Here is an 8,878-nt window from a genome sequence, read left to right as displayed (position 1 = left end):
CCCGCCCAGCCAGCAGCTTGAATCAGAAAACTCGCCGCGCCGGAATCACCAACGCGATTCACTCAGACAGAATCACGCTCTAGTGTCGAGCACCGCCCAGAGCTTGACGGCCTTCGCGGCCGCACAAGGAATTTCCCAATCCTACGCAACGCGGTTGGTCCGTCTCGCCTCGCTGGCGCCGGACATAGTCGAGGCGATCCTCGATGGGCGCCAGCCGATCAATCTTAGAGCGTCCCGGCTGATGCGGGACACCCGCATCCCGACTGACTGGCAGGAACAGCGCCGGGCGCTCGGCTTCGTCTGAGCCGGGCTGCCGGCCGACCATCGCCCGCGCTGGTAGGTCAGCGGCTGGCTGCCTCACGGCAAGCACGAGCGCCGCTCCCGGACCCCCATCCGTACTGCCAAAATGCCCTTGGGAGACGTGGGCGCCCTTTGGCCGCAGGACACCGCCTGATCGGCGTCTCTCATGTACGACCGAGGGAAGTCCGCCGCGAATGAGGCCGGAAGCCCGGGGCTTTCGCGGCCATCGTCTCGAAAACCAAGAAATGGCTGTGACAGGCTAACTGGCTGGTTGGGGCGCCAGGATTCGAACCTGGGAATGGCGGTACCAAAAACCGCTGCCTTACCGCTTGGCGACGCCCCAATGCAGCGTGCCGCGCCGCGGCGCATCGGGTAGCGCAGCCGGCGCCCGGCTGCAACCGCCCCCCCGAATGACGACAATCATCGCGACAATGATCGCCGGATTCACCGCGGGTTCATCGCCCGCTGGCACCATGCCGGCAGGGGGTCTGCCGGCGCGGGCCCCCTTTACCAGCCCCGCAACAGGCGGAGGGCGGGCACCGGGCAACCCCTCGGCCGCAAAAGCGGCCCCGGGCGATGCCGCGGACCCAGGCGCCGGACGATCCGGATTCTTGGCCATGTGCTGGCTCTGCCGGTCTGCTGATGCGGCGCCCGTCTTCGGGGCCGCAAGCGCACCCTTGCGGGCCGACCAACCGCAGGACGCCTCGGCGCGTTTCCAGTTCACCAGCTCCGGCCATGCCGGGGTGGATGGGCTGCTCAGCGGCTATGCCTGGGACATGCGCGACCCGCTGACCTTCTCCTTCCCGGACAGCGGCAGCGACTACGAGGCCTGGTACGGCACCAGCGAGCCGACCCGCGGCTTTGCCCAGGTCAGCAGCATGATGCAGGACGCGATCCGCAAGATCCTGCTGGGTGAGGCCGCGGGCGGGCCGGGCAGCCCTGGCGTCTCGGTCACCGGCTTCACCAATCTGGTGATGCATGAGGCGCTGGAGGATTGGACCGCGGATATCCGCATCGCCCGGTCCTCCGTGCCCAGCACCGCCTGGGCGTATTACCCGAATGGGCGGGAGGGCGGCGATGTCTGGTTCGGCAGCCGCACCGCCTTCCTGACCCCGACGCTCGGCAGCTACGGCTTCATGGTGGCGGTGCATGAGCTGGGCCATGCGCTGGGCCTCAAGCACCCGCATGAAATGTCGAACGGCTTCGGCGCCATGCCGCGGGAATGGGATTCACTGGAATTCAGCGTGATGTCCTACCGTTCCCATACCGGCTCCACCACCACCACCGGCTACACCAACGGCGCAAATGACTATGCGCAGAGCTGGATGATGCTGGACATCGCGGCCTTGCAGCACTTGTACGGCGCCGATAACGGCGCCCATGCCGGCAACACCCGCTACAGCTGGAATCCCCTGACGGGGGAGACGCTGATCAACGGCATCGGCCAGGGCGCGCCCGGCGCCAACCGGGTGTTCCTGACCATCTGGGATGGTGGCGGCATCGATACCTATGATCTGTCGAACTATGCCACCGGCGCTTCGGTGGACCTCGCCCCCGGCGGATGGTCCGTCACCGCCAGCAACCAGCTCGCCCGGCTGGATACGCGGGTGGGGCAGGAGGTGCTGGCCCGCGGCAATGTCTTCAACGCCCTGCTGTTCGACGACAACCCTGCCTCCCTCATCGAGAACGCGATCGGCGGGGCGGGGAATGACACGCTCTCCGGCAACGGCACGATCAACCACCTGCAGGGCGGCGGCGGGGCGGATCTGCTGCTGGGGCTCGGCGGCGACGATATTCTCAACGGCGGTGCCGGGGCCGATACGATGATCGGCGGCACCGGGCATGACCTGTTCTACGTGGACCATCCGGGCGACGTGGTGGTGGAACGGCCGGGTGAGGGCACGGATACCATCCATGGCGCCAGCGCCACCGTGGCCCTGCCCGATGCGGTGGAGGCGCTGGTGCTCGGCGCCGGCGCCGTGACGGGAATCGGCAATGCGCTGGGCAACCTGATCTTCGGCAATGCGGCGGCCAACCGGCTGGAGGGCCGTGGCGGCGGCAACATCCTGGAGGGGCGGGGCGGCAACGACACGCTGGTGGGCGGCACCGGCGCCGATATCTTCGTGCTGCGTCCGGGCGACGGCATGGACCGGATCGAGCAATTCACCAGCGGCAAGGACCAGCTCGCCTTGCTCGGCTTCGGCCACAGCGCCGCCGCCACGCTGGCGCTGGCGGCGCAGGAGGCGGAGGGGCTGCGGATCGACCTCGGCGGTGGCGACGGGGTGCTGCTCGCTGGGCTGACCCGCATGCAGCTCTCCGCCGCCGATATCATCGTGTGAGTCAGCCCCACATTTCGGGCCGGGCGAGTTCCTCCGAAAGGCGCTTCGCCGCCGCCGCCAGCAGGCGTTCGCCCTTCTCCGCGCTGGCGCGGCGCGGGTCGCCGATCACGCCCGTATCGGTCATTTCGGCAAAGGGCCGGCTGCGCTTGAAGCCGGGCGGGGCGGGGAGCGCAAAGCGCTTCGGCACGGCGGCCTCGATACGGTCCATCCGCACGCAATCGGGGGCGAGCGCCATCATCATGGAGGTCTCGGCCTCACAGGCATGCATGACGTTGGGCTGGTCTTCCAGGATGGCCCCGAAGGTGTCCACATTGGCCAGCCAATAGGTCAGCCCCACCACCGGCACGCCTAGGCTGCGGGTGAGCTCGATGGCGGCGCTGCCGATCGCCTCCGTATTGCCGCCATGGCCGTTCACCAGCGCGATGCGCCGGAAGCCGTGCCGCGTCACGCTGCGGGCGATGCCGCCGACCAGGGCGGAGAAGGTGGCCAGATCCAGCGTCATGGTGCCGCCGAAGGCCATGTGGTGCTCGGCCAGGCCCGACCAGATGGTGGGCGTCACCAGCGCCGGCGTGCCGCCCGCCAGCAGCAGCCGCGCCGTGCGTTCCGCCACCGCGCCGGCCAGCACCGTATCGACACCGACGGCCAGATGCGGGCCGTGCTGCTCGGTGGAGGCGACGGGGATCAGCACCACCGTCTCCGGCGTCGCGCGCGCCTGAATCTCGGCGGCGGTCAGCCGCGCCCAGAACACGTCTTCGGCAATATCGCTCGTCATGCCCGCATTGTCCCGTCTGGTTGCGGGCACAGGCTAGACCAGTGGCGCGGAGGCGCCATCCTGTAGGGCATGCGCATTCTGCCAATCCTCCTCGCCTTGCTGCTTTCCGCCCCCGCCACCGGGCAGGAGGCGGTGCACGGCGGCCCGGTGCGGGCGCTTGCGGTGGCGCCGGATGGCGGGGTGGCCTCGGCCGGGTTCGACCAGGCGATCATCCTGTGGGCGCCTGGCGGGCAGCAGGCGCGGGCCGTGCTGCGCTGGCATCAGGGCGCGGTGAATGCGCTGGCCGCGCTGCCCGGCGGGATGCTGGCCAGCAGCGGAGAGGATGGCAAGGTGGCGCTGTGGCCACCGAATCCTGGGCCGGCGCCGCTGCGGGTGCTGACCGGGCATGGTGGGCCGGTGGCGGGGCTGGCGGCGGCGGGCGGGTTGCTGGCCTCGGCATCCTGGGACGGTACGGCGCGGGTCTGGGACCTTTCCGGCGGCGCGCCGGTGCGGGTGCTGGAGGGGCATCAGGGCCAGGTGAACGCCGTGGCCTTCCGCAGCGATGGGCTGGTGGCAACTGCCGGCTTCGACGGCACACTGCGGGCCTGGCCGGAGGGGGAGGCGCCGCTGACGCTCGCCGAATTCGGCCTGCCCCTGAACGCCCTGGTGGCGCTGCCCGGCGGCGTGCTGGCGGTGGGCGGGGCGGAGGGGGAGCTGCGCCTGGTCGGGCCGGATGGCGGAATGCGGGCGGTGCAGGCGGGCGCGCGGCCGATCGTGGCACTCGCCGCATCGCCGGACGGCGCGCAGATCGCGGCGGCTGGCCTCGGCGGCAGCGTGACGGTGTGGGAGGTGGCGTCGCTGCGGCTGCGCCATACCCTGGAAGGGCCGGGGCTGCCGGTGTGGTCCGTGGCTTGGTCCGCGGATGGGGCCAGCCTGTGGACCGGCGGCACGGATCGCCGGGTGCGGCGCTGGAATGCCGCGACGGGTCGGCCGATGGGGCCGGTGGAAGGTCCGGCGACCGACGACATTCCCGCCGGCCTGCACCCGCAGGGCGCCCGCGTCTTTCGTGCCTGCGCCGCCTGTCATGCGCTGGATGCGGCGGCGCCACCGATGGCCGGACCGCATCTGCACGGCATCTTCGGCCGCCGTATGGGCGCGCTGCCGGGCTACAGCTATTCCGAGCGCCTCGCGCGCGGCGACATCACCTGGACGCGGGAGACGGTGGGCGATCTGTTCACCCGCGGGCCGGATGTGGTGACGCCAGGCACCCGCATGCCGATCCAGACCGTGGGCAATGCGGAGGAGCTGGGCGCGCTGCTGGATTTCCTGGAAGCCGCGACGCGGTAGCTACTTCTGCACCCGTCCGGTGCTGCGGCCCTGGCTGTCGTAGAAGCGTGTGGTATCGCCGCGCTGTTCCGCGCGGCCCTGGCTGCGGCCGCTGGCGTCATAGTCCCGCCGCGTGGTGTCGCGGTATTCGCTGCGGCCGGTGGAGCGACCCTGGGAGTCATAATGCCGCTGCGTGCCGCCGCGATCCTCGCTGCGGCCGCTGGATCGGCCCTGGGCATCGTAGTGTCGCGTCACGCCGCCGCGCGTCTCGCTGCGGCCGAGGCTGCGGCCCTGGCTGTCGTAGAAGCGGGTGGTATCGCCGCGCATTTCCGCCCGGCCGGTGGAGCGGCCCTGGCTGTCATATTGGCGCTGCGTCTGCGCCGCCGCCGGCAGCGCGAGCAGAAGGGTCAGCAGGATCAGGATGGTGCGCATGAGGGCAGTATGACAGCGCAGACTTAAGGCGAGGTGAGGGCGACGACATCGGGCAGCAGGCGGTGGATAGTGACCTGGCGGGTGTCCCGGTCCTCCAGCTCCCGCGTCGTCGGCACCAGATGGGTGGAAAGCAGCGCCATGCCGGCCACCGGCAGATAGGCGCGGCCGGGATCGGCGATCCAGACCTCGGCGCCGGCGCCCGCCATGGCGCGCAGCCAGGGCAGGATGTGGGCGGTCATCGGCGCCTCGTAGCAGACATCGCCGGCCAGGATCAGGTCCCAGCGACAAGGGCTGCCGACCACATCACCCTCCGGCGTTTCCACCACCACGCCGTTCAGCACGGCGTTGAGACGGGTGGCAGCCAGCGCGAGCGGGTCGATCTCGGCGGCTTCTACCAGCGCGGCGCCGGCCAGCGCGGCGGCGATGGCGCCGATGCCGCAGCCGGCGGCGAAATCCAGCACGCGCTTGCCCGCCACCAGCGCCGGCTGGTCCAGCACGGTGCGCGCCAGAGCCTGGCCGCCGGGCCAGGCGAAGGCCCAGAAGGGCGGCTCGATGCCTTCCTGCGCCAGCCAGGTCTCGGTGGCCTGCCAGATCGGGGTGATCTCGGTCGCCAGGTACAGGCGTAGCTCCGGCACCAGGGAAGGGCGCTCGATCGCGGTGTGGGCGAGGATGAAATCCTCCGCCGCGCTCACAGCCGGCCGGCCAGGAAGGCCAGGGCGATGGCGAAGCCGACCTCGCGGTTCGACTTGAACAGCATCAGGCAGCGGGCCGGGTCGTCGATATCCAGGGTGCGGACCTGCCAGGCCAGCAGCGCCGCGGGCAGCAGCAGCGCGGGTAGGAAGGGCCAGGACAGGCCGGCCAGCAGCCCCGCCGCCACCAGCAGCACCAGCACCGCCGCGTAGCAGAAGGCCAGGAACCGCGCCGTACCGGCGCCCAGCCGCAACGCGGAGCTGCGGACACCAATCGCGGCATCATCCTCGCGGTCCTGATGCGCGTAGATCGTGTCGTAACCCAGAATCCAGAAAAATCCGGCAGCCCACAGCGCCAGCGCGGGCCAGCCCAGCCCGCCGGTCGCCGCCGCATAGCCGGTGGGCGCTGCCCAGGAGAACACCAGGCCGAGCACCGCCTGCGGCCAATCCGTCACCCTTTTGGCCAGCGGATACAGCGCGATCAGCACCAGCGAGCCGAGGCCGACATAAATCGCCGCCAGCGGCAACTGCACCAGCACCAGCAGCCCGACCAGGCACAGCGCCGCCAGGAAGACCAGCGCCTGCAACGGCGTGACGGTGCCAGCGGCCAGCGGCCGGTCCCGCGTGCGTTCCACCTGCCGGTCCAGGTCCCGGTCCCACAGATCATTCACCACGCAGCCCGCCGCCCGCATGGCGAAGGCGCCCAGCGTGAACAGCAGCGCCAGCCGCAGCCCTTCCGCCCAACCCGGCGCCGCGATCGCAAAAGCCCAGAAGCCCGGCAGCAGCAGCAGCCATGCGCCGATCGGCCGGTCGAACCGGCCGAGCAGCGCATAGGGCCGCCAGCCGGGCGGCAGGCGGGCCACCCAGCCGGTGGCACGGATATCGGTCCAGCCGGTCATGGCTCTATACCTGTCCGCGGAGGTTCCGGATGTCCATCCCCCGCCTGTATCTCGACGACACCCTGGCCGAAGGGCTGGTGGTGGAGGCCGCGCCCGGCCAGGCGCATCACATCGGCACGGTGCTGCGCCGCGGCCCGGGCGACCCCGTGCGCCTGTTCAACCCGCGCGACGGGGAATGGGAGGCGCGCATCGAGGTGATCCGCAAGGACCGCGCCCGATTCGTGGTGGCCGCCCAGGCCCGCCCCCCGGCGCTGGAGCCGGAATGCCGCCTGCTGGTCGCCGCCCTGAAGCGGGATGCGATGGATTGGGTGGTGGAGAAGGCGACGGAGCTGGGCGCCACGCTGGTCCAGCCCGTTCTGACCCGCCGCACCGTGGCGGAGCGCGCCAATGCCACCCGCCTGTCCGCCATCGCCCGCGGCGCCGCCGAGCAATGCGAGCGGCTTTCAGTGCCCGAGGTCGCGGAGGCCGCGCCGCTGCACCGCGTGCTGGACGCGTGGGATGGGGCACCGCTGGTGGTGGCGATGGAGCGCAGCGTGGCGGCCCCGGCCCGCGCCCTGGCGCTGCCGCCGGGTGCGCCCCTGGCCTTGCTGGTGGGCCCCGAGGGAGGCTTCATGGGGCCGGAGCTTGACGACCTGCGCCGGCGGCCCTTTGTAGTGCCCGCCGCGCTCGGGCCCCGGATCCTCCGGGCCGAGACCGCGGCCGTGGCCGGCCTCGCGGCGCTTCAGGCGCTGCTGGGCGATTGGGCCTGATCGGACGGGGCACCCGCCCCGGCTGGACGCCAGGAAGAGAACGCACCGCATGTCCAATCCCGGCGAGGCCGACCTGACGCCGATCACCTCCACGCGCCAGTTGGCCGAGTGGTTCGCGCAAGGCAGCAAGCCGAAGGCGGCCTGGCGGATCGGCACGGAGCACGAGAAGTTCGGCTTTGCCCGGGCTGGCTTCGCAGCACCGCCGTATGAGCCGGGCGGCATCAAGGCGATGCTGGAGGGGCTTCAGGGCAAAGGCTGGGAGCCAATCCTTGATGCGGGCAACGTCATCGGCCTGAAGCGGGATGGCGGCTCCGTCAGCCTGGAGCCGGGCGGGCAGTTCGAGCTCTCCGGCGCGCCGATGGAAGACCTGCACGCGACCCGGGTGGAACTCGGCGACCATTTGCGGGAGGTGCATGAGGTGGCCGGGCCGCTGGGCCTTGGCTTCGCCCCGCTCGGCTTCCACCCGCTGGCGACGCGGGAGGAGATGCCCTGGATGCCGAAGGGGCGCTACGCGATCATGCGGCGCTACATGCCGATGGTGGGCGGCATGGGCCTCGACATGATGCTGCGCACCTGCACGGTGCAGGTGAACCTAGATTTCGGCGACGAGGCCGACATGGTGGAGAAGCTGCGCGTCAGCCTGGCGCTGCAGCCGCTGGCCACCGCGCTGTTCGCCAATTCGCCCTTCATCGAGGGCCGGCCTTCCGGCCTGCTGACGCTGCGCGGGCGGGTCTGGACGGATACCGACCCGGACCGCACCGGCATCCCGGCCGTGGTGTTCGAGCAGGGCTTCGGCTTCGAGCGATTCGTCCAGTTCGTGCTGGACGTGCCGATGTATTTCATCATGCGCGATGGCCAGTACATCGACGCCGCCGGCGTGTCCTTCCGCGCCTTCCTGGAGGGACGGGCGGAGAAGCTGGCCGGGCATGAGCCGACGATGGGCGACTGGGCCGATCATGTGACCACCGTCTTCACCGATGTACGCCTCAAGCGGTTCCTGGAAATGCGCGGCGCCGATGCCGGCAGCCCGGCGATGCTGATGGCCAAGCCGGCCTTCTGGACCGGGCTGCTGTATGACGATGCGGCCCAGAAGGCAGCGGCCGGCCTGATCCGCGGCTGGACGGTGGAGGAGATGAAGCTGCTGCGGAACGCCGTGCCGAAGCAGGCGCTGGCGGCGACCATCCGCGGCCGCTCCTTGCAGGCCATCGCGCGGGACGCGGTGGCCATCTCCCGCGAAGGGCTGCGGGCGCGCGGGCTGGGGGAGGAGGTATATCTGGCGCCGCTCTCCGAGATCGCGGACTCCGGCCTGACGCAGGCGCAGCGCTGGTTGCAGCGCTACGACACCGCCTGGGGCGGCGACGTCTCCCGCATCTTCGCCGAGGCCGAGGCCTGA

Annotated in this window: 8 protein-coding genes, 1 tRNA gene and 1 pseudogene; 5 read left to right on the top strand and 5 right to left on the bottom strand. The window is 71.0% G+C overall.

Annotated elements, in window-relative coordinates; all coding sequences use genetic code 11:
- Positions 1–304: pseudogene (locus tag ACFHNC_RS14955) on the top strand (hypothetical protein); the annotation flags it as partial.
- A gap of 264 nt (positions 305–568) precedes the next feature.
- Here the strand turns inward: ACFHNC_RS14955 and ACFHNC_RS14950 are convergent.
- A tRNA-Gln gene (locus ACFHNC_RS14950) sits at positions 569–643 on the bottom strand.
- A gap of 334 nt (positions 644–977) precedes the next feature.
- Between ACFHNC_RS14950 and ACFHNC_RS14945 the strand changes: the two genes are divergently transcribed.
- Complete coding sequence (locus ACFHNC_RS14945; protein WP_437170023.1) at positions 978–2,639, top strand: M10 family metallopeptidase; 1,662 nt, start codon at positions 978–980, stop codon at positions 2,637–2,639.
- Between the two features lies 1 nt (position 2,640).
- On the opposite strand, the gene ACFHNC_RS14940 is transcribed toward ACFHNC_RS14945, so the two are convergent.
- Positions 2,641–3,411 carry a creatininase family protein gene (locus tag ACFHNC_RS14940; RefSeq protein WP_437170022.1) on the bottom strand — a complete coding sequence of 257 codons (771 nt, stop codon included), beginning with the start codon at positions 3,409–3,411 and terminating at the stop codon, positions 2,641–2,643.
- Positions 3,412–3,480: 69 nt separating this feature from the next.
- On the opposite strand from ACFHNC_RS14940, the gene ACFHNC_RS14935 reads away from it, so the two are divergent.
- Positions 3,481–4,737 (top strand): hypothetical protein, encoded by a 1,257-nt coding sequence (locus tag ACFHNC_RS14935; protein WP_437170021.1) that lies wholly within the window; start codon positions 3,481–3,483, stop codon positions 4,735–4,737.
- On the opposite strand, the gene ACFHNC_RS14930 is transcribed toward ACFHNC_RS14935, so the two are convergent.
- Genes ACFHNC_RS14930 through ubiA form a run of 3 tightly spaced genes read right to left on the bottom strand, consistent with a single transcriptional unit; the run spans position 4,738 to position 6,736 of the window.
- Complete coding sequence (locus ACFHNC_RS14930) at positions 4,738–5,148, bottom strand: type IV secretion protein Rhs (protein ID WP_437170020.1); 411 nt, start codon at positions 5,146–5,148, stop codon at positions 4,738–4,740. It lies immediately after the preceding gene.
- Positions 5,149–5,171: 23 nt separating this feature from the next.
- A complete protein-coding gene (locus ACFHNC_RS14925) occupies positions 5,172–5,840 on the bottom strand; it encodes a class I SAM-dependent methyltransferase (RefSeq protein WP_437170019.1) in 669 nt (222 codons plus the stop codon).
- Positions 5,837–6,736 (bottom strand): 4-hydroxybenzoate octaprenyltransferase, encoded by a 900-nt coding sequence (ubiA, locus tag ACFHNC_RS14920; RefSeq protein WP_437170018.1) that lies wholly within the window; start codon positions 6,734–6,736, stop codon positions 5,837–5,839. Before ubiA ends, ACFHNC_RS14925 begins: the two co-directional genes overlap by 4 nt.
- Before the next feature lie 29 nt (positions 6,737–6,765).
- Here ubiA and ACFHNC_RS14915 point away from each other — a divergent pair, with 29 nt between their 5' ends.
- Both ACFHNC_RS14915 and ACFHNC_RS14910 read left to right on the top strand, forming a co-directional pair.
- Positions 6,766–7,485 carry a 16S rRNA (uracil(1498)-N(3))-methyltransferase gene (locus ACFHNC_RS14915; protein WP_437170017.1) on the top strand — a complete coding sequence of 240 codons (720 nt, stop codon included), beginning with the start codon at positions 6,766–6,768 and terminating at the stop codon, positions 7,483–7,485.
- Between the two features lie 49 nt (positions 7,486–7,534).
- Positions 7,535–8,878, top strand: coding sequence for a glutamate--cysteine ligase (locus ACFHNC_RS14910; RefSeq protein WP_437170016.1), 1,344 nt, complete (start codon positions 7,535–7,537; stop codon positions 8,876–8,878).

The sequence above is a fragment of the Falsiroseomonas sp. E2-1-a4 genome (genome assembly GCF_051433165.1).
GTDB lineage: Bacteria > Pseudomonadota > Alphaproteobacteria > Acetobacterales > Acetobacteraceae > Falsiroseomonas.
This window is presented reverse-complemented; position numbering and strand designations above follow the sequence as displayed.

Bases quoted from the DNA above. Each gene is read 5' to 3' on its own strand.
- ACFHNC_RS14915 (WP_437170017.1), top strand. From the start codon at position 6,766: ATGTCCATCCCCCGCCTGTATCTCGACGACACCCTGGCCGAAGGGCTG.
- ACFHNC_RS14935 (WP_437170021.1), top strand. From the start codon at position 3,481: ATGCGCATTCTGCCAATCCTCCTCGCCTTGCTGCTTTCCGCCCCCGCC.
- ACFHNC_RS14910 (WP_437170016.1), top strand. From the start codon at position 7,535: ATGTCCAATCCCGGCGAGGCCGACCTGACGCCGATCACCTCCACGCGC.
- ACFHNC_RS14930 (WP_437170020.1), bottom strand. From the start codon at position 5,148: ATGCGCACCATCCTGATCCTGCTGACCCTTCTGCTCGCGCTGCCGGCG.
- ubiA (WP_437170018.1), bottom strand. From the start codon at position 6,736: ATGACCGGCTGGACCGATATCCGTGCCACCGGCTGGGTGGCCCGCCTG.
- ACFHNC_RS14940 (WP_437170022.1), bottom strand. From the start codon at position 3,411: ATGACGAGCGATATTGCCGAAGACGTGTTCTGGGCGCGGCTGACCGCC.